Origin of the sequence: Kitasatospora sp. NPDC004669, assembly GCF_040609455.1 — a bacterium.
In the GTDB taxonomy this organism is placed as follows: domain Bacteria; phylum Actinomycetota; class Actinomycetes; order Streptomycetales; family Streptomycetaceae; genus Kitasatospora.
In genome coordinates, this window is record NZ_JBEXKB010000037.1 from 42,108 (window position 1) to 63,202 (window position 21,095).

11 protein-coding genes are annotated in these 21,095 nt (G+C 73.6%); 10 read left to right on the forward strand and 1 reads right to left on the reverse strand.

Going from position 1 to position 21,095, the window contains the following annotated elements:
* Positions 1-13: 13 nt before the first annotated feature.
* The 10 genes from gatB to ABZW30_RS27575 all read left to right on the forward strand — a co-directional run bounded on the left by gatB (position 14) and on the right by ABZW30_RS27575 (position 18,390).
* Positions 14-1,525: an Asp-tRNA(Asn)/Glu-tRNA(Gln) amidotransferase subunit GatB gene (gatB, locus tag ABZW30_RS27530; RefSeq protein ID WP_355673889.1), complete on the forward strand. Its 1,512-nt coding sequence runs from the start codon at positions 14-16 to the stop codon at positions 1,523-1,525.
* 326 nt (positions 1,526-1,851) lie between these two features.
* Entirely contained in the window at positions 1,852-2,010 is a 159-nt protein-coding gene (locus tag ABZW30_RS27535; protein ID WP_355673890.1) for a hypothetical protein, read from the forward strand.
* A gap of 146 nt (positions 2,011-2,156) precedes the next feature.
* A complete protein-coding gene (locus tag ABZW30_RS27540; RefSeq protein WP_355673891.1) occupies positions 2,157-5,204 on the forward strand; it encodes an AAA family ATPase in 3,048 nt (1,015 codons plus the stop codon).
* Between the two features lie 544 nt (positions 5,205-5,748).
* Positions 5,749-8,703 (forward strand): EAL domain-containing protein, encoded by a 2,955-nt coding sequence (locus tag ABZW30_RS27545; RefSeq protein ID WP_355673920.1) that lies wholly within the window; start codon positions 5,749-5,751, stop codon positions 8,701-8,703.
* A gap of 331 nt (positions 8,704-9,034) precedes the next feature.
* Positions 9,035-10,888 (forward strand): acetolactate synthase large subunit, encoded by a 1,854-nt coding sequence (locus ABZW30_RS27550; protein ID WP_355673892.1) that lies wholly within the window; start codon positions 9,035-9,037, stop codon positions 10,886-10,888.
* A 31-nt stretch (positions 10,889-10,919) separates the two neighbouring features.
* Positions 10,920-11,444, forward strand: a complete 525-nt coding sequence (gene ilvN / locus ABZW30_RS27555) for an acetolactate synthase small subunit (protein ID WP_350744929.1) — start codon at positions 10,920-10,922, stop codon at positions 11,442-11,444.
* 98 nt (positions 11,445-11,542) lie between these two features.
* Positions 11,543-12,541 (forward strand): ketol-acid reductoisomerase, encoded by a 999-nt coding sequence (ilvC, locus tag ABZW30_RS27560; protein WP_355673893.1) that lies wholly within the window; start codon positions 11,543-11,545, stop codon positions 12,539-12,541.
* A gap of 229 nt (positions 12,542-12,770) precedes the next feature.
* The gene (gene serA / locus ABZW30_RS27565; RefSeq protein ID WP_355673894.1) at positions 12,771-14,369 is read left to right on the forward strand and encodes a phosphoglycerate dehydrogenase; all 1,599 of its coding nucleotides are present in this window, start codon (positions 12,771-12,773) and stop codon (positions 14,367-14,369) included.
* Positions 14,370-14,656: 287 nt separating this feature from the next.
* Complete coding sequence (locus ABZW30_RS27570; protein WP_355673895.1) at positions 14,657-14,815, forward strand: hypothetical protein; 159 nt, start codon at positions 14,657-14,659, stop codon at positions 14,813-14,815.
* Positions 14,816-15,033: 218 nt separating this feature from the next.
* A complete protein-coding gene (locus ABZW30_RS27575; RefSeq protein WP_355673896.1) occupies positions 15,034-18,390 on the forward strand; it encodes a S8 family serine peptidase in 3,357 nt (1,118 codons plus the stop codon).
* A gap of 61 nt (positions 18,391-18,451) precedes the next feature.
* Here ABZW30_RS27575 and ABZW30_RS27580 read toward each other — a convergent pair whose 3' ends face one another.
* Positions 18,452-20,938 (reverse strand): YfhO family protein, encoded by a 2,487-nt coding sequence (locus ABZW30_RS27580; protein WP_355673897.1) that lies wholly within the window; start codon positions 20,936-20,938, stop codon positions 18,452-18,454.
* Positions 20,939-21,095: the final 157 nt, after the last annotated feature.

The window sequence follows — 21,095 nt, forward strand, 5'->3', positions numbered from 1 at the left end:
GAGAAGGGACGCTGTGAGCGTCATGAACCTGGTCTCCTACGAGGACGCTCTCGCGTCCTACGACCCGGTGATGGGCCTTGAGGTCCACGTCGAGCTCGGTACCAAGACCAAGATGTTCTGCGGTTGCTCGACCGAACTGGGCGCCGAGCCGAACAGCCAGACCTGCCCGACCTGCCTGGGCCTGCCGGGCTCGCTGCCGGTGGTCAACGCGGTGGGCGTGGAGTCGGCCGTCAAGATCGGCCTGGCGCTGAACTGCGAGATCGCCGAGTGGTGCCGGTTCGCGCGGAAGAACTACTTCTACCCGGACATGCCCAAGAACTTCCAGACCTCGCAGTACGACGAGCCGATCGCCTTCAACGGCTACCTCGACGTGCAGCTGGAGGACGGTTCGACCTTCCGCGTGGAGATCGAGCGCGCCCACATGGAGGAGGACACCGGCAAGTCCAGCCACGTCGGTGGCGCGACCGGCCGCATCCACGGCGCCACCCACTCGCTGCTCGACTACAACCGCGCCGGCATCCCGCTGATCGAGATCGTCACCAAGCCGATCACCGGCGCGGGTGAGCGCGCCCCCGAGGTCGCCAAGGCGTACGTCGCCGAGCTGCGCGAGGTCATCCGCTCCCTGGGCGTCTCCGAGGCCCGGATGGACAAGGGCCAGATGCGCTGCGACGTCAACCTGTCGCTGCGCCCGAACGGCACCGAGACGTTCGGCACCCGCTCGGAGACCAAGAACGTCAACTCGCTGCGCAGCGTGGAGCGGGCCGCCCGGTTCGAGGTCCAGCGGCACGCGACCGTGCTGACCGACGGCGGCACCATCATCCAGGAGACCCGCCACTTCCACGAGGAGAACGGCACCACCACCTCGGGCCGGATCAAGGACAACGCCGAGGACTACCGCTACTTCCCCGAGCCGGACCTGGTGCCGGTGGCTCCCTCCCGCGAGTGGGTCGAGGAGCTGCGGGCCGCCCTGCCCGAGCTGCCGCGGGTGCGCCGTGCCCGGCTGCAGGCCGAGTGGGGCCTGTCCGACAAGGACATGCAGTCGGTGCTCAACGCCGGTGCGGTGGAGCCGATCCAGGAGACCATCGCGGCCGGTGCCCCGGCCGACCAGGCCCGCAAGTGGTGGATGGGCGAGCTGGCCCGCCGCGCCAACGAGACCGGCACCGAGCTGACCGAGCAGCCGATCACCCCGGCGCAGGTCGCCCGGGTCGCCGCGCTGGTCGCCGAGGGCAAGCTGAACGACAAGCTGGCCCGCCAGGTCATCGAGGCCGTGCTGGCCGGCGAGGGTGAGCCGGACGAGGTCGTCGAGAAGCGCGGCCTGGCCGTGGTCTCGGACGACTCCGCGCTGGGCGCCGCCGTGGACCAGGCCATCGCCGAGAACGAGGCGATCGCCGCCAAGATCCGCGACGGCAAGGTCCAGGCCGTGGGCGCGCTGGTCGGCGCGGTCATGAAGGCCACCCGCGGCCAGGCGGACGCCGCCCGCGTGAAGGACCTGATCCTGGAGCGGCTCGCCGCGGAAGGACAGTGAGTCCAGCCTGGAGCGGCTCGCCGCGGAAGGACAGTGAGCCCAGCCCGGAGAAGCCTGGAGTCTCCGCCTGAGAAGCCTTGGACGCTCAGGCTGTCAACCCCACCTTCCTAAGGCATCTAAGGCATCTAAGGCTCTCTAAGTAAGGCCTAAGGCCCCGTCTCGCCTGTGTATCTAGGTGAGACGGGGCCTTAAACCATTTTCGGAGCCCGATCTAAGGCATCCGGGCCCCGAAACATCGGGCACGCTCCCGATGTGGCACCCCCATCTGGGAGAGGAAGCTCTTACTCGTCAGGGAAACGCAGTGAAACCCAAAAGGGGAACCCGAAGTGATCGAGTACGAGCTCATCCAGCAGCAGGCCCACGAGCTTGAAGCCCGCGCCGAGCACGAGCGCCTGGTACGCGAGGCCAAGGAGGCGCGACGTCTGCGCCGCCGTCCGGTCGCCGCCCGCTTCCAGCGGCGCCCCGTGCGTCAGCCCGAATGCTGACGGTCCGGCACCACGACGGTGCCGAGGGAGTTCCGGAGGGGGAGGCGCCGCAGGAGAGCGCCTCCCCCTCCGGGCGTTCGGCCGGGCGTTCGCCGGGGGAGATAACCCCTCCTCCCGCCACCACCGGCTATGGCATGCTCGCCTCCATGCAGCAGATATCGGTCAGTCCCGTCTTCGTCGGCCGCGGCAGCGAGATCACCGAACTGACCGACGCGCTGCGCCGGGCGGGCACCGGCAGCCCGCAGGCCGTCCTGATCGGCGGCGAGGCCGGCGTCGGCAAGACCCGGCTGCTGGAGGAGTTCCTGCAGCGGGCCGACGACCGGGGAGCGGTCATCACGCTCGGCAGCTGTCTGGAAGTCGGCGCCGAGGGCCTGCCGTACGCCCCGCTGGCCGCCGCGCTGCGCCGGCTGCACCGCTCGCTGGGCGCCGAGCTGGAGGCCGCGGCGGCCGGCAGCGAGGGGCACCTCGCCCGGCTGCTCTCCGAGTTCGGCGAGGCGGACGGCGAACCCAACGACGAGTACGGCCGGGCCCGGCTGTTCGAGCACACCGCGAGGCTGTTCGAACGGCTCGGCGCGGAGCGTACCCTCGTCCTCGCCGTCGAGGACCTGCACTGGTCCGACCGCTCCACCCGCGAACTGCTGGCCTTCCTGGTGCGCACCCTGCACCGCTCCCGGGTGCTGCTGGTCGCCACCTACCGCACCGACGACCTGCACCGCCGCCACCCGCTGCGCCCCTTCCTGGCCGAGCTCGAACGGCTGCGCACCGTCCAGCGGCTGGAGTTGGCCCGGTTCGGCCGCCGGGAGGTCGCCGCCCAGCTGGCCGGCATCCTCGGCACCGCCGCCCCCGACCGACAGCTGGTGGACCGCATCCACCGCCGCTCGGAGGGGAACCCGTTCTTCGTCGAGGAGCTGGCCACCGCCTTCCACGACGGCTGCGGCGTGGGGCTGACCGACTCGCTGCGGGACATGTTGCTGGTCCGCGTCGAAAGCCTGGACGAGGAGGCCCAGCGGGTGGTGCGGATCGCCGCCGAGGGTGGCTCGCACGTCGAACACGCCCTGCTGGCCGCCGTCCTGGGCGACGACGAGGAGGCGCTGATCGAGGCGCTGCGGGCGGCCGTCGGCGCCAACATCCTGCGCCCCGACACCGAGGGCGAGGGCTACCGCTTCCGGCACGCGCTGGTCCGCGAGGCGGTCTCGGACGACCTGCTGCCCGGCGAACGGCACCGGATCAACCGCAAGTTCGCGCTCGCCGTGGAGGCCCAGCCGCACCTCGTCCCCGGTGACGCGCTGCCCGCCCGGCTGGCCAACTACTGGTACCAGGCGCACGACCCGGCCCGCGCCCTGCCGACCGCCCTGGACGCCGCCCGCGCCGCCCGCCGCCGCAACGCCTTCGCCGAGCAGCTCGGCCTGCTGGAACGGGCCCTGGAGCTGTGGGACATGGTCTCCGAGGAGGTGCTGGCGCACACCCTGCGCCCGTACGACTGGGCCGAGACCTACCCGCCCGGTGCCTGCGACCACAGCTCCGCCGACGCGGACTGCGACCGGATCCAGCTGGAGGACGTGCTGGCCGAGGCGGTGGTCGCGGCCCGGCGCTGCGGCGACCGCGAGCGCGGCCTGAGCCTGGCCAAGCGCGGCATCCGGCTGGTCGACGAGGCGGAGCACCCGGTGCGCTCGGCCTGGTTCCGGATCAACCGGGCCCGGATGCTGGGCAATCTGCGCCGCTCCGGGGACGACGAGGAGATCGCCCGCGCGTACGCGCTGGTCGACCACCTGTCGCCGTCCGCGGTGCAGGCCGAGGTGTTCGCGCTGGCCGCCGGGACGGCGATGCTCAAGCAGGCCGGCCCCGAGCACATCGAGCTGGCCGAGCGGGCGATCCGGATCGCCCAGCAGGTCGGCGCGCACTCGGTCGAGGTACACGCCCGGATGACCCTCGGCGGCCTGCGCCACGACGTGCAGGGCGACGCCGACGGCGGGCTGGCCGAGCTGATCGGGGCGGTCGACGCGGCCCGCCGGCTGGGCGTGCCGGACCTGCTGCTGCGCGGCATCAACAACCTGGCCAGCGTGCAGCGCGGGCTGGGCCGGGCCGAGGAGGCCGTCCGGCTGGCCCGGGAGGGCCTGGACTTCGCCGACGGCAACGGCCTGCTGCGCAACGTCGGCACCATCCTGACCGGCAACCTGGTCGAGGCGCTGCTCGACCTCGGGCGGATCCAGGAGGCCGACGAGGTGCTCGCCGCCTGCGAGCTGACCAGCCTGAGCGGCACCCACGCCGAGTTCCTGGACCGGATGCGCGGCGAACTCGCCCTGCTGGCGGGGGACCTGCCCACCGCTGCGACCATGCTGGCGCAGGCCCGGGCGGCCAACCGGATCGGCCAGGCCCAGCACAGCGTGCCGATCAGCCGACTGGCGATGCGGGTCGCCGCGTGCGGCGGGCGGCCGTTGGAGGCCCGGGCCGAACTGCTCGCCGCGCTCGCCGAGGACGGCCGGATCGGCCACGAGTCCGACGTCTACCCGCTGCTGGTGGAGGCCGCCGGGGTGGAGGCGGACACCCGCGGGCTGCCGGAGGCCGAGGCGGGCCGGGCCGAGGCGCTGGCCGCGATCGCCGAGGCGGCCGCCGAACTGCGCCCCCGGGCACCGCTGCACCTGGGCTGGGCCCGGCTGCTGGAGGCCGAACTGGCCCGCGCCCGGGCCGCCGACACACCCGGACAGTGGGCCGAAGCGGTCACCGCGCTGCGGGCGGTCGGCCTGCCGTACCCGCTGGCGCTCGCCCTGCTGCGCGGCGGCGAAGCCGAGGTGCAGGCCGGCCGGCGCGAGGCGGCGACCGAACTGCTGCGCGAGGCGTCCGAACTGGCGGCCGCCCGGGGTGACCGGCTGCTGGGGGCGCAGATCGGCGCCCTGGCCGAGCGGGCCGGGCTCAACCTGGCCCCGGCCGGCCGCCCGGCCGCCGAGGCCGCGCCGACCGGGGCCCCGGGGGACTCCTTCGGCCTCACCCCCCGTGAGCGGGACGTGCTCCGGTTGCTCGCGCGCGGTTGGACCAATCGTCAGATCGCCGAGGAGCTGTACATCTCTCCGAAGACCGCAAGCGTGCACGTGTCCAACATCCTGGGCAAGCTCGGGGTCGGCGGTCGCGGCGAGGCCGCCGCGCTGGCCCACCGACTGCGGCTGTTCCCCGAGGATCTGGCCCCCGCGAGCCACTGAAACCGCAGGTCGCCGACCATGCCCGGCACATGCCCGGGTGGTCGGTGACCAGGGCCTGTCCCCTGGGTTCCGGCGGACCCGGCAAGGACCCGAGCGGCAGGCCCGCCGGCCGGGCGCGGCGGGTGGGCGCCGTCGCGTGCTCCCGTGCGCGCCGCGTGAGCCCCTGCCCGCGCGCCGCCGCCAACTGGGCCGATCCGTCGGAACCAGGTGCATTCACCCGCCCTTCCGCCATTACTCTAAGTTGAGTGTGCGTGTCATTGAGTGACGGAATTGGTGTAGGGTCCCGATCGGGAGCACCGGTGCGGTGTGGCGACCGGAAGGCCGTCCACCTCCTGGGTCGCCGTCCTGACGGGGCGCCAGGCCACCGCGTACGGCCGAGAGGTGCGCGGCCGGTGGTCCGAGGCCGGGGCGCCAGGCTCCGGGCCGGAGGGGGAGAGGCCGAGTGAGCTCCACCGATACGGTGCTGCCCGGAGCCGGACGGCCGGACGTACCGCCCGCCGACACGTCCGCCGTCGACCTGCCGGCACCCGCCCGGCGCGGCCCGATGCGCCGGCTGCTGGAGAGCCGCGCGCTGCCCGGCCTCGCCCTGGGCGGGCTCTGCCTGGCCTATGCGCTGGGCGCCGCCGTCGGCTGGGGGTCGAGTCAACTCTCCATCTTCATGGGCGACTTCGGCCTGGCTGCGGCTGCCCTCGCGGCCGCGCTGTCCTGCCTGGTGTACGGCTGCACGGTCGGCGGGCACGCCCGCCCGGCCTGGCTGCTGTTCGGCCTCTCCTCGCTCATGGTCGCCTTCGGCAATGGCACCTGGGGCTGGTACGAGCTGGTCGTGCGCACCCCGCTGCCGCGGGAATCGCTCGCCGCGTACGCCTTCCTGCTGTTCGCCCCGCTCGCCATCACCGGCGTCCTGGTGCTCGCCCAGCGCCCCCGCTCGGCGGCCGGCTGGCTCTGCCTGCTGCTGGACGGCTGGCTGATCGCCGGCTCGCTGTTCACCCTCAGCTGGAGCCTGGCGCTCGGCCGGATCGCGGCCGGCGAGGACGGCTCCCCGCTGTGCATCGCCCTCAACCTGGCCTACCCGGTGCTGGACATCCTGCTGGTCAGCCTGGTGGTGGGGCTGCGCTTCGGCGGCCGGGACGGCAACCGGGCGGCCGTGCACACCGCGATGCTGGCACTCGCCATCACCGTGTCGTGCGACGCCCTGTTCACCTCCCCGGAACTGCGCAGCGACTACCACTCCGGCGAACTGCTGGACGCCGGCTGGTTCTCCGGAAGCCTGCTGCTGGCATGGGCGCCGTGGTCCTCGCGCTGGCGCCGTCCGCTGCGCGAGCACCCCTCGGCCGGGGGCCTGCCGCGCCGCCGGGTGGCGACCACCTTCAGTGCGCTCACCCCGTACGCGGCCGCCGCCGTGTGCACCGCCGGAATCCTCTACAACGCCCTCGGCGGAAGCCAGTTGGACCGGGTGGTGGCCGCGGCCGCCTGCACCGTCGGGCTGGCACTGATCCTCAGGCAAGGCGTCATGCTGCTCGACAACCTGTCGCTGGCCCAGGAACTCGGCCACAAGGAGGCGCACTTCCGCTCCCTGGTGCAGGGCTCCAGCGACGTCATCATGATCGCCGGGGCCAACGGCGTGCTCTCGTACGTCTCCCCGGCCGCGCTCGGCGTCTACGGGCGGGACCCGGAGGAGCTGGTGGGCGGCAACCTGCTGGACCTGGTCCACCCCGAGGACGTGGACCGGGTGCTCTCCGAGGTCCGCCGCTACCTCGCGCGGGTGCGGCTCACCGCCCACCGCACCCCGGGCACCGCCGAGCTCTCGGCCCGGGTGGAGTGCCGGATCAGCTCCGGCGCAGGGGAGTGGCTGCACGTCGAGTCGACGGTCAGCCGGCACCGCGACGGCCTGCTGCTCAACAGTCGGGACGTCACCGAACGCGTCATGCTCCAGGCCCAGTTGCAGCACAACGCCTTCCACGACCCGCTCACCGACCTGCCCAACCGGGCACTGTTCACCCAGCGACTGCGCGGCGCCCTCGGCACCCGCGGCCAGCAGGGTGGGACGGGCGCCGGGATCGCGGTGCTCTTCCTCGACCTGGACGGCTTCAAAGCGGTCAACGACTCCGCCGGTCACCAGGTCGGTGACGAACTGCTGGTGCAGGCCGCCCGCCGGCTGCAGGGCGCGGTGCGCTGCGGGGACACCGTCGCCCGGTTCGGCGGCGACGAGTTCGCCGCGCTGGTCTGCGGCCCGCTCGGTCGACTGCAGGTCCAGGAGCTGGCCGACCGGCTGCGGGTCGCGCTCTCCGAGCCGTACTGGATCGGCGGCGCCGAACTCAGCGTCGCCGCCAGCATCGGCATCGCCTTCGGCACCCCGGAGCGGGGCCCGGCCGCCGATCCCAGGACCGCCGCCGACGAGCTGATGCGCAACGCCGACCTCGCGATGTACCGGGCCAAGTCCGAGGGCAAGGGCCGGGTGGTGCTCTACACCTCCGCGATGCGGGCCGACCTGGAGCGCCGCACCGAGCTGGAGGAGCGGCTGCGGGTGGCCGTCCGGGAGGGCGGCTTCACCCTGCTCCACCAGCCGTTGGTGGACCTCGGCAGCGGCGTGGTGGTCGGCGTCGAGGCCCAGGCCCGCTGGTGCTCGGTGGGCGGCCTGCTGCTCACCCCGGCCGAGTTCCTGCGTTCGGCCGAGCACGGCGACGCGGCCACCCGGTTCTCCCGCTGGCTGCTCCGTGAGGCGGTCGCGGCCGCCGCCGCCCGGCGCGCTCCGGCCGCCCGGGGCTGCGGCGGGCCGGCGCCCGTCCCGGTGGCGGTACGGCTCTCCGCCGAGCGGCTCTGCTCGCCCGGCCTGTACGAGACGGTGGCCGCGGCGCTGCGCGACAGCGGACTGCCGGCCGACGAGCTGGTGATCGAGGTGGCCCGGATGGGCCCGGACTCGCTCGCCGACGAACTCGGTCGCCGACTGGCCGCGCTGCGTCGGCTCGGCGTCTCCACCTGGCTGGCCGGCTACGGCGCCGGGAACGGCTCGCTGGGAGCCCTCGCCCGGCTGCCCTTCGACGGGCTCAAGTTGGACCGCACGCTGGTCCAGGACCTCGGTGAGTCCGCGCTCAGCAGAACCCTGGCCGGGCACGCCCTGCGGCTCGGCCATGACCTGGGGATGGCCACCGCCGCCGAGGGGGTGGACCTGCCCCGCCAGGTCGCCGTGCTGCAGGAGCTGGGCTGCCGCCAGGCCGAGGGCTCGGCCTTCGCCCCGCCGCTGGACGAGACCCGGCTGCGCCGGGCGCTGGCCCGCCGCGGCTACCCGCTGCCCAAGCCGCTCGGTACGCTCTCCGCCCGTTGCGGCCACCCGGCCGGGGACACCCGGACGAGTGGCCGTACGGACGCCCAGGGAAGCCGTGTCGGAGATCACCGAGGAACCTCCCAGCCGCACCAGGGGGCCTCCGACCTGCCCGAACGCCGCGCCGTCGCCGGTCCAGGGGCTGGTCCGCATGGCGAGACGGTGATCCCACCTGCTTGACACGCCACCCCGGACAGGAGGATGGTCGTTGCCATGCGCACCCGAATTCTCGTACTTGGCGGGCGCGTCGGCTGAGTGGGCTCACACGCCCCGCTCGTGACAGACCGACGCGCCACCCCTCGCATGCCCTTGGGCACGAGGGGTTTTTTGTTGCACTGACGCTGTTCCACCCCCGCAAGACCCCTGGCCTGATTGCCCTGAGAAGTCCGATTCGTCGGATTCGCGCGGGACGATTGAGGCAGAGCCGGCGATCGGCCCGGACCGGGACCCCACCCTCGCAGTGCCGGGGCCCGCAGCACCGGACCGGCAAAACCCGAGAAGAGACAGGCAGATGACTGAGCACGCCGCATCCCCCCGCCGCGGGGACAACCCGGCCGCCCACGCTCCCGCGCCCCAGCACGTCGCCGAGACCATGACCGGAGCCCAGTCGCTCATCCGCTCGCTTGAGGCCGTGGGCGCGGACACCGTCTTCGGCATTCCGGGCGGGGCCATCCTTCCCGCGTACGACCCGCTGATGGACTCCGCCAAGGTGCGCCACATCCTGGTCCGGCACGAGCAGGGCGCCGGCCACGCCGCCACGGGCTACGCCCAGGCCACCGGCCGGGTCGGGGTCTGCATGGCCACCTCCGGCCCCGGCGCGACCAACCTGGTCACCCCGATCGCCGACGCGTACATGGACTCCGTGCCGATGGTCGCGATCACCGGTCAGGTCGCCTCCAAGTCGATCGGCACCGACGCCTTCCAGGAGGCGGACATCTGCGGCATCACGATGCCGATCACCAAGCACAACTACCTGGTCACCGACCCGGCCGAGATCCCCCGGGTGATCGCCGAGGCCTTCCACATCGCCGCGACCGGCCGCCCCGGCCCGGTCCTGGTCGACATCGCCAAGGACGCCCTGCAGGCCACCACCACCTTCCGGTGGCCGGTCGAGGCCTCGCTGCCCGGCTACCGCCCGGTCACCAAGCCGCACGCCAAGCAGATCCGCGAGGCCGCGAAGATGCTGGTCAGCGCCAAGCGCCCGGTGCTCTACGTCGGCGGCGGCGTGATCAAGGCACAGGCCACCGCCGAGCTGCGGATCCTCGCCGAGCTGACCGGCGCCCCGGTCGTCACCACCCTGATGGCGCTCGGCGCCTTCCCGGACAGCCACCCGCAGCACCTGGGCATGCCCGGCATGCACGGCTCCGTCCCGGCGGTCACCGCGCTGCAGAAGTCGGACCTGCTGTTCACCCTCGGCGCCCGCTTCGACGACCGGGTCACCGGCAAGCTGGACAGCTTCGCCCCGTACGCCAAGGTCGTGCACGCCGACATCGACCCGGCCGAGATCGGCAAGAACCGCCCGGCGGACGTGCCGATCGTCGGCGACGCCCGCGAGGTGCTGGCCGACCTGATCGTCGCCGTCCAGGCCGAGTTCGACGCCGGCCACAAGGGCGACTACTCGGAGTGGTGGGAGAAGCTCAACGGGTGGAAGAAGACCTACCCGCTGGGCTACGAGCCGGCCCCGAGCGGCCAGCTCTCCCCGCAGCAGGTCATCGAGCGGATCGGCCGACTCGTCGGCCCGGACGCCATCTACGCCTCGGGCGTGGGCCAGCACCAGATGTGGAGCTCGCAGTACATCCGCTTCGAGAAGCCCGGCACCTGGCTCAACTCCGGCGGCGCCGGCACCATGGGCTACGCCGTCCCGGCGGCCATGGGCGCCAAGGCCGGCCGCCCGGAGAGCGCGGTCTGGGCCATCGACGGCGACGGCTGCTTCCAGATGACCAACCAGGAACTGGTCACCTGCGCCCTGAACGGCATCCCGATCAAGGTCGCGGTCATCAACAACGGCTCGCTGGGCATGGTCCGGCAGTGGCAGACGCTGTTCTACAACCAGCGCTACTCCAACACCGTGCTGCACTCCGGCCCCGACCACGACGGCATCGAGCCGCCGGCCCAGGGCACCCGGATCCCCGACTTCGTCCTGCTGTCCGAGGCGATGGGCTGCGTCGGCCTGCGCTGCGAGCGCCCCGAGGACCTGGACGCGGTCATCAAGCAGGCGATGGAGATCAACGACCGCCCGGTCGTCATCGACTTCATCGTCCACCAGGACGCCATGGTCTGGCCGATGGTCGCGGCCGGCACCAGCAACGACGAGATCCAGTTCGCCAAGGGCGTCCGCCCCGACTTCGGCGACGATCTCGACTGACAGCCCCTATCCAGAACGACTGAGGAATCCCATGTCCAAGCACACCCTCTCCGTCCTGGTCGAGAACAAGCCCGGCGTGCTCGCCCGCATCGCCTCGCTGTTCTCCCGTCGGGGCTTCAACATCGACTCCCTCGCCGTCGGCCCGACCGAGCACCCGGACGTGTCCCGGATGACGATCGTGGTCAACGTCGAGGACCTCCCGCTGGAACAGGTCACCAAGCAGCTCAACAAGCTCGTGAACGTGATAAAGATCGTCGAACTCGACCAGTCCGCTGCGATCCAGCGGGAACTGGTCCTGGTGAAGGTCCGCGCCGACAACGAGACCCGGTCGCAGATCGTCGAGATCGTCCAGCTGTTCCGAGCCAAGACGGTCGACGTGTCACCCGAAGCGGTGACGATCGAGGCCACCGGCAGCTCGGACAAGCTGGAGGCCATGCTCCGGATGCTGGAGCCATACGGCATCAAGGAGTTGGTCCAGTCCGGCCTGGTCGCCATCGGCCGTGGCGCCCGTTCCATCACGGACCGGTCGCTGCGCGCCCTCGACCGCAGCGCGTAAACAGCGCCGTCTCACCTTTCGAAGCAACGACCCACCCCCCGCCGGGTGCACCTACGGTAGGAACCCCCGGCACCCATCACGCAAGGAGATGTGCCCCCGTGGCCGAGCTGTTCTACGAAGACGACGCCGACCTGTCCATCATCCAGGGCCGCAAGGTCGCGGTCATCGGCTACGGCAGCCAGGGTCACGCCCACGCGCTGTCCCTGCGCGACTCCGGAGCCGACGTCCGGGTCGGCCTGAAGCCCGAGTCCAAGTCCCGTGCCAAGGCCGAGGAGGCCGGCCTGCGCGTGGTCACCCCGGCCGAGGCGGCGGCCGAGGCCGACGTCATCATGATCCTGGTGCCGGACCCGATCCAGGCCGACGTCTACGAGGCCGACATCGCCCCGCACCTGAAGGCCGGCGACGCCCTGTTCTTCGGCCACGGCCTGAACATCCGCTTCGGCTTCATCAAGCCCCCGGCGGACGTCGACGTCTGCATGGTCGCCCCGAAGGGCCCGGGCCACCTGGTCCGCCGCCAGTACGAGGAGGGCCGCGGCGTCCCGGCGATCGTCGCCGTCGAGCAGGACGCCACGGGCAACGCGTTCGCCCTGGCGCTGTCGTACGCCAAGGGCCTGGGCGCCACCAAGGCCGGTGTCATCAAGACCACCTTCACCGAGGAGACCGAGACCGACCTGTTCGGTGAGCAGGCCGTCCTCTGCGGTGGCACCGCGGCCCTGGTGAAGGCCGGGTTCGAGACCCTGGTCGAGGCCGGCTACCAGCCGGAGATCGCCTACTTCGAGTGCCTGCACGAGCTGAAGCTCATCGTCGACCTGATGTACGAGGGCGGCCTGGAGAAGATGCGCTGGTCGGTCTCCGAGACCGCCGAGTGGGGCGACTACGTCACCGGCCCGCGCATCATCACGGCCGACACCAAGGCCGCGATGAAGCAGGTCCTCGCCGAGATCCAGGACGGCACCTTCGCCAACACCTGGATCGCCGAGTACAAGGCGGGCCTGCCCAAGTACAACGAGTACAAGAAGGCCGACGAGGACCACCTGCTGGAGACCACCGGCAAGAAGCTGCGCTCGCTGATGAGCTGGGTCGAGGAGAAGGCCTGAGCCACTTCGCCCCGTAGTCCTGAGTCCGCAGGGCCCTTGTACAAGTAGGCTGCTCCCGTCCGGGTGATTTCGCCGGACGGGAGCAGCCTGGTACCCAGCCCGTCGATACACTTCCGAGTGCGCGTCAGGCCCACAGCGTCGTGCGTCTACCTACGCGGCATGCCACCTTCCCCGCCCTCCACGCCACCTACGTGCGCCCGGGGAACCGGACAGTTAAGGACACACTGTCGTGAGCACTGCGACCACTGTGAAAACTGGCGTCGTCCTGATCGCCGAAGAGCTTTCGCCCGCCACCGTCGACGCCCTCGGTCCCGACTTCGAGATCCGCCACTGCAACGGCGCCGACCGCACCGAACTGCTCACCGCGATCGCCGACGTGGACGCGATCCTGATCCGCTCCGCCACCAAGGTCGACGCCGAGGCGCTGGCCGCCGCCCGCAAGCTCAAGGTGGTCGCCCGGGCCGGCGTCGGCCTGGACAACGTGGACGTCGCCGCCGCCACCAAGGCCGGCGTGATGGTCGTCAACGCGCCGACCTCGAACATCGTCACCGCCGCCGAGCTGGCCTGTGGCCTGCTGATCTCCGTCGCCCGTAACATCGCGCCGGCCAACGCCGCACTCAAGCAGGGTGAGTGGAAGCGCAACAAGTACACCGGCGTCGAGCTGAGCGAGAAGGTCCTCGGTGTGGTCGGCCTCGGCCGGATCGGCGTCCTGGTCGCCCAGCGGATGTCCGCGTTCGGGATGAAGATCGTCGCGTACGACCCCTACATCCAGGCCGCCCGCGCCGCGCAGATGGGCGTCAAGCTGGTCTCGCTGGAGGAGCTGCTGGAGGTCTCGGACTTCATCACCGTCCACCTTCCCAAGACCCCCGAGACCATCGGCCTGATCGGCGACGAGGCGCTGCACAAGGTCAAGCCGACCGTGCGCATCGTCAACGCCGCCCGCGGCGGCATCGTGGACGAGGAGGCGCTCGCCAGCGCCCTGAGCGAGGGCCGGGTGGCCGGCGCGGGCCTGGACGTGTACGCCAAGGAGCCGTGCACCGACTCCCCGCTGTTCGCCTTCGACAACGTGGTCGCCACCCCGCACCTGGGCGCCTCCACCGACGAGGCGCAGGAGAAGGCCGGCATCGCGGTCGCCAGGTCGGTGCGCCTCGCGCTGGCCGGCGAGCTGGTACCGGACGCCGTCAACGTCCAGGGCGGCGTGATCGCCGAGGACGTGCGCCCGGGTCTGCCGCTGGCCGAGAAGCTCGGCCGGATCTTCACCGCACTGGCCGGCGAGGTGGCCGCCCGCCTGGACGTCGAGGTCCGCGGCGAGATCACCCAGCACGACGTGAAGGTGCTCGAACTGTCCGCGCTGAAGGGCGTGTTCGAGGACGTGGTGGCGGAGACGGTGTCCTACGTCAACGCCCCGCTGTTCGCCCAGGAGCGCGGCGTCGAGGTCCGCCTGACCACCTCCAGCGAGAGCCCCGAGCACCGCAACGTGATCACCGTGCGCGGCACCCTCGGGAACGGCGAGGAGATCGCGATCTCCGGCACGCTGTCCGGCCCGAAGCAGACCCAGAAGATCGTCGGCGTGGACGCCTTCGACGTGGACGTGGCGCTCACCGACCACATGGCCTTCTTCAAGTACGAGGACCGCCCCGGCGTGGTCGGCGTGCTCGGCCGCCACCTGGGCGACGCGGGCATCAACATCGCGGGCATGCAGGTCGCCCGGGACGGCGGCAGCGCCCTCGCCTCCATCACCGTGGACAGCGAGATCCCCCAGGACGTGCTGACGGCGATCGCCGCCGAGATCGGCGCCCGCTTCGCGCGCTCGGTCGACCTGGGCTGATCCCACCGGCCCGAGCAGGGCCCGGACCGCCGTTCGCACGGTGGTCCGGGCCCTGCGGCGTTCTCCCGGGCGGCTCCCGTCTCAGATACTAGGAAATCCAAGTATTCGTGCAGACACGGCCGGGGCGGGGCCTTACCGTAGAAGAGCCATACGGTGTGCCGCCCCTGTAGCCAGGGCGTACGGCCCGTGTGCGCGTGCGCCATCACGAGCAGGCGATCCCTGCTCCCGCGTGTACCCATCTCCCCCTCCGCGCCCGCTTTCACGGCGCCGCTTCCAAGGAGCCCGGTATGCCCACCGCCGCCGACCGCCACGCCACTTCCGCCCCCGCCACCCCCGTCCGCGCCCCGCGCCGTCGCCGGGCCGCCGAGCGGAACCCCTTCGCCGCCGCCGCCCTGCAGCGCTCGCTCGACCGCCGCGACAACGGCGGCGTGACCGGCCACAGCTGATCGTCGACGCCGGTGGCGTTCATCGGCCTACTGGGCCGGTCGGGCTGACACCTGGTCACTCGGTCGGGTGCAACTCAGGCCCGTCCGGGGGAAGTTGCTCGCCCCAGCCAGCGCGATCATCCTAATTTGGGACCCCCGGAAGGGTGATCGACGTCCGCGCGGGCGGGCGTCAGCGACACGGTGTGCGGATCAGTCCCCCTGCCGGGGGAGAGGGCCCAGTGCGTCTGCCACCCGTCCGCCGACCGATCGCCCGGATCGGCCTCATCCTGGTCCTGTCGGTAGCTGCGTTCATTCCGAGCAGCGCCGCGCTCGCCGCCACCCCGGCGGCCGGCGGCCCGTCCACCGCCGGACCGCCGGGCGAGGGCCGTACCGCCTCCGTCCTGCTCGAACTCACCACCGGGGCGGCCGGCCCCGCCTGGCGGCGCGCCACCGAGACGGCCCGGCGGGCCCAGCGCTCGCCGGAGGCCGTCCGCCGGGAGGCCGCCCGGGCCGGAGCCGCCCAGCGGGCCCGGGCCGGGGACGCGCTCGACCGGATCGCCGACGCCGTCCACCGGGCCGTGCCCGCCGCCCGCGAGCTCTACCGCACCCGCACCCTGTTCACCGGCCTCGCGGTCAGCGCGCCCGCCGATCGGCTGCCCGCGCTGCGGGCGCTGCCCGGCGTCCAGGCCGTCCACCCGATCGTGAACAAGCAGCGTGACAACGCCTACTCCGTGCCGCTGACCGGCGCCCCGAAGGTCTGGGAGGGTGACCGGGCCCTCGCCGGGAACACCGGTCAGGGCGTCCGGATCGGGATCATCGACAGCGGTATCGACTACACCCACGCCGACTTCGGCGGCCCCGGCACCGAGGAGGCGTTCCGCTCGGTCGAGCGCGGCAAGCCCGCGCCCGCCGCGCTGTTCCCCAACGCCAAGGTGGTCGGCGGCAAGGACCTGGTCGGCGACGACTACAACCCCGACCCGGCCTCCCCGCAGTACCAGCCGGTCCCGCACCCCAGCGACAACCCGATCGACTGCGTGCGCAACGGACACGGCACCCACGTCGCCGGGACGGCGGCCGGTTACGGCGTCACCGCCGCCGGCCGTCCGTACACCGGCCCGTACCGGCCCGGGCTCGACCCGGCCTCGTTCAGGATCGGCCCCGGCGCCGCCCCCGGCGCGCAGCTGTACGGCATCCGGGTGTTCGGCTGCGACGGCGCCACCGACCGGCTCGCCCAGGCGCTCGACCTGGCCGCCGACCCCAACGGAGACGGCGACCTCGGCGACCGGCTCGACGTGGTCAACCTCTCGCTCGGCAGTCGCTTCGGCAGCCCCGACGACGCCGACGCGCTGGCCGTCGACAAGCTCGCCGCGCTCGGCACCGCGGTGGTCGTGGCCGCGGGCAACGAGGGCGACGTCTACGGCATCGGCGGCAGCCCCGGCACCGCCGCCCGGGCCATCACCGTCGCCGCCTCCGTGCACGGTCACGCCGACGTGGACGGCATCACCGTGCTCGCCCCCGCCGCGCTCGCCGGGGTGGTCCCCGGCCACTGGAGCGAGCGCTACCAGGGCTGGTCCACCGCCGACGTGAGCGGCGCGCTCGCCCTGCCCGTCGACCAGGCGGACGGCTGCACCGCCTTCAGCGAGGCGGACAAGCAGCGGCTGAAGGGCAGGATCGCGCTGCTCACCTGGCGCACCGGCGAGGCCGACCGGGCCTGCAACTCCGGCCCGCGCGCCGACCACGCCGCCGACGCCGGGGCGATCGGCGCGCTCTACGCCGCTGACAGCGACCATCTGGCCGAGATCTCGGGCGACGACCGGATCCCGGCCGTGCTGCTCGCCCACGCCGACGGCGACAGGCTGCTGAAGGCCGCGGCCGCCGGGGACGTCCAGGTCCGGCTCGCCGCGCCCGGCAACCGGCTGCACGGCTCGGTCTCCCAGAGCCAGCCGTCCCGGGCCGACACCCTCACCGACTTCAGCTCCCGGGGCATCGGCGTGCCCGGGGTGGTCAAGCCCGACCTCGCCGCCCCCGGCGAGACCATCTGGTCCGCCCTGGTCGGCAGCGGCAGCGGCGGCCAGCGCGAGAACGGCACCTCGATGGCCACCCCGCACGTCGCCGGACTGGCGGCGCTGGTCCGCGCCGCGCACCGGGACTGGCCGGTCGAGCAGGTCAAGGCCGCACTGATGAACACCAGCACCGACACCTGGCTCGGCGACGACCGCACCGGGCCGGTCTACGGACCCGAGCGCACCGGAGCCGGCCGGGCCCAGGTCGACCGGGCGGTCCGGACGCCGGTGGTCGCCTATGCGGCGGGGGAGGGTGCCAAGACGGGCAGCGTCGGGGTCTCCTTCGGGCCGGTCGGGATCGGCGGGCCGACCGCGCTCGGCCGGGAGATCGAGCTGCGCAACTACTCGGCCTCGGCGCTCAGTTACCGCACCGGCTATGCGGCCGCGACCGAACTCCCGGGCGCTTCCTACCAGGTGGCGCCCGCGAAGGTGGACGTGCCGGCGGGCGGTACCGCGCGGGTGAAGGTCACGCTGTCCGTACCGGGGGAGTTGGGCCGTACGCCCGACCCGACCATCGACACCCTGCAGGGCGGCAAGGCGCGCAGCTACCGCGGCGAGCTCTCCGGACGGGTGCTGTTCAGCCCGGTCGGCGACGCGGCACTGCCGCAGCTGCGGGTCCCGGTGTTCGCCGCCCCGCGCCCGGCGAGCGACCTCGCGGTGACGGCCTCCGTCCGGACCGCCCGGCACGGCACCCTGGTCACACTCGGCGGCACCGCGGCGCCGGGCGGGCGGCCCGGACTGGTCACCGCCCTCGCGCTCGGCGGCGAGGCCGCCCGCTGGCCCGACTGCCCGTCCGGCGGCGGCAAGGCGGTCGGCCCCGGCTCGGGCATCCGGCCCGAGGGCGCCGCGGAGTCGGCCGAGCAGCCGCAGGACGTCTGTGTCGAGCACCCCGGCGACCGGGCCGCCAACCTGCGGGCGGCGGGGGCGGCCGTCGACGCCGACCGGCTGTACGTGGGCGTGCGGCTCTGGGCCCCGGCGGCGACGCCGGTCGGGCTGTACGGGGTGCGGGTGTCGCTGGACACCGACGGGGACGGCGTCACCGACGTGATCCTCAAGGCCGACCGGCTGCGCGGCAGTGACGTCCTGGTCGCCCGCGCCCTGGACGCCCGCACCGGCGACGAGCTGGACGTCCAGCCGCTCAACGCCCACTGGGGCGACACCGACACCGAGCTGCTGGACAGCGACGTCCTGGTCCTCCCGGTCCGGCTGGGCGCCCTCCCGGGCGTCAAGCCCGGCCACAGCACCGTCCACTACGGGGTCTGGACCGGCGTCGCCGCCGCGGGCAAGCCCGACCCGGCCGACTCCTACTCCTCCATCGGCCTGCGTGGCACCCGCCCCACCGTCCCGTTGGACGTCCTGCACCCGGCCCTCGCCGTCCAGGCCGTCCTCACCGGCCCCACCGCCGTGGTGGCCCCGGCCGGCCCGGGCACCGTCCTCGACGTGCACCGGACGAAGGGCGACACCTCCCGGCTCCTGCTGCTGTACCACCTCAACCCCGCGGACCGCAGGGCCCAGGTGGTCACCCTGCCGTGATCCGTGAGGACGTGATCCGTGGGTAGGGGGCGGCCCGCCGGACGCGGCGGGCCGCCCCTTGTCACGTCCCGTCGGAGGCCCTGGCGGCCAGGCGGCGGGTGCGCCGGGGGGTGCGGGTGGGGCGGCGGGTGAGTCGGGCGAAGACGGCGACCAGGGCCAGCACCGCGGTGGTGGCGGAGGCGACGGTGAGGCCCTCGGTGAGGCCGGGCGGGCGGAAGGCGCAGGTGAGGCGGGAGGCGCCGACGCCGAGGGGGACGCCGATCATGCCGAGGACGGGGGTCGGGGCGCCGACGCGGCCGCCGTCGACGGCGCAGCTCCAGCCCTCGGTGGCGGGGACGGAGAGCAGGGCGGTGCCGGTCGAGCCGGCCGGGAGGGTCGCGGTGAGGGTGTGGCCGCCGGTCGAGACACGGGTGGCGCCGGTGGCGGCGAGACGGGCGACGGCGGCCTCCAGGGCGCCGGCCCGCAGGCAGCCGATCGGGCGGGCAGGGACCTGGCTGACCACGTCCGACCGCAGGGTCACCCGGACCGTCCCGTCCGCCGGGACGGTCCCCAACCGGTGGATCGCCACCGCCGTGGTGGGCTGCTCGCCGTCGCTGCGGTAGCTGGTGCCCAGGCCGCTGACCGTGCCCCGGTACCAGACCCCGTGGAAGTAGGCCGTTCCGCCCGGGGTGCAGTTCGCGGTGAACACCGTGCCCTCGGCGCCGGGCGGTACCGACCAGCCGCTGGTGCCGTGCAGGGTGGGTAGCGGGCCGCCGGCCGGGGCGGGCAGCGGGGCGTCGTACACCTGGCTGCCGAGCAGCGACTCCTGCCGGGACCAGACCGAGGAGGTGTCCGGCCGGGCGCCCGGCGGCAGCACGGTGACCAGCGGCGGCGCGGCGGCCCGTCCGGGGGTGAAGCCGTCCGGGGGCGGGCCGTCGTCCAGGTGGGCGCGGACCGCGAACAGCGCCTGCCCGACCGGGTCGGTGACGCTGGCGGTCTGCCGTCCGCCGGCCGTCCAACCGGCACCGAGGTCGTGCAGCAGCAGGGCCGCGACGGTCGGCAGGTAGCTGCTGAAGTAGCCGCCGCCCTGGCCGTCCAGCAGCAGCGGGTCGTTGGTGCCGAAGGCGTGCGGGCCGGGGTCGCTGCGTCCGGCGGGCCAGTCGACGCCCCCGCGGACGGCCGCGTACCCGGCGCGGACGGCGGCCGGGGAGGCGGTGTCGGCGGTGGCCGCGCCGAACGCCGCGTACCCGGACCAGACGGCGTTGCCGAGCACCGCGCCGCCGAGCACCCAGGTGGCGACGGTGTTCGCCCGGCGGTCGGTGTGCCGGCGCTCCAGCACCCAGAGCGCGGCCAGCAGGACGACGCCGCCGGTGCCCAGCAGCACCCAGGTGGCGGTGCGGACCGAGTTCCGGCTCGCCGCCAGTGCGGCGATCACCGCGACCACGGCGGCGCCGCCCAGCAGGGTGAGTCCGTCCGGCCGGTGCGCCAGCGACACCCAGCCGGCCAGTACCAGGAGCCCGCTGAGCACGAAGGCGACCCGGTACGGCCCGCCGGCCGGGATCGCCAGGCCGTGCCAGACCAGCACGGTCGGGGTCCAGAGGAAGCTGAGGACGACCAGCACCAGGGCCACGCACCAGACCGCCCGTTCGCGGATCCGCACCCGCCGGTTGAACGGCAGCCCGCACACCAGCAGTAGCCCGAGCACCCCGATCGCCAGGTCCGGCAGCGGCCGCCCGCCCTGGGTGGTGGGCAGCAGCCGGGCGAGGTGGTTGCCGAGCCCGGACGGGCCGAGCGGCTGCACCGGGGACTCGGGCTGGGCGCCGCGCGCGGCGCGGATCGCGACGAACAGCACGGGGGAGGCCAGCAGCACCCCGGTGGTGGTCACGGTGATGGCCCGGCCGGTGGCCCGGACCCGGTGCCGGAACGGCCGTGGGGTGGCGAACAGGCGGACGGCGAACAGGAGTCCGGCCATCAGGGTGGCCAGCGCGGCGGTGTACAGGTTGCCCGCCCAGGCGAAGGCCACGCACAGCGAGCCGGCCACCCAGCGCCGCTCGCGCAGGCACCAGTCCCCGACCAGGCCGAGCAGCGGCAGCGAGACCAGCCCCCAGAGCCACATCGGCGCGGCCCCGCCCACGTCCAGCACCCAGGCGCAGAGCCCGTACCCGACGGCGGCGAGCGCCCGCAGCCAGCGGGGGCCGGGGTGCAGTCGGCCGAGCAGATGGGCCATCAGGGCGGTGCCGAGGCCGATGGTGGCCAGCGCGACCAGGAAGACGGCGAGCCGCCCCTGGTCGCGGGGGAGCAGGGCGGTCAGCCAGGAGAAGGGGTTCATCAGGTAGGCGAAGAAGTCCGCCAGGAAGGGGACGCCGTAGCCGCTGTTCCAGTTGAACAGCACGTCCCCGGCGGCCCGTCCGTGCAGCAGGTCCCACAGGTGCGCGTGGTACGGCACGGCGACCTCGCCCGCCCCGGTCGGCCACCGCCCGCGCAGCCCGGCCGCGAGCGCGTACCCGCTCATCGCCAGCCCGGCCGCACCCCCGCAGGCCAGCGCCTCCCGCCGCCGCTCGGTCCTCACGCACGCGCCCCGTTTCTGCCAGGAACCCCGGATCACGCCACCCTAGGGCCTGCCTTGTGGATCTTGTCGGATCACGCCGCGGGCCCGGCGGGGATCCGCAGGGCGGACCCTTCGCGCGCCCCCGGCGCACCCTCGGCCGCGCGCGCCCCGTCGAAGG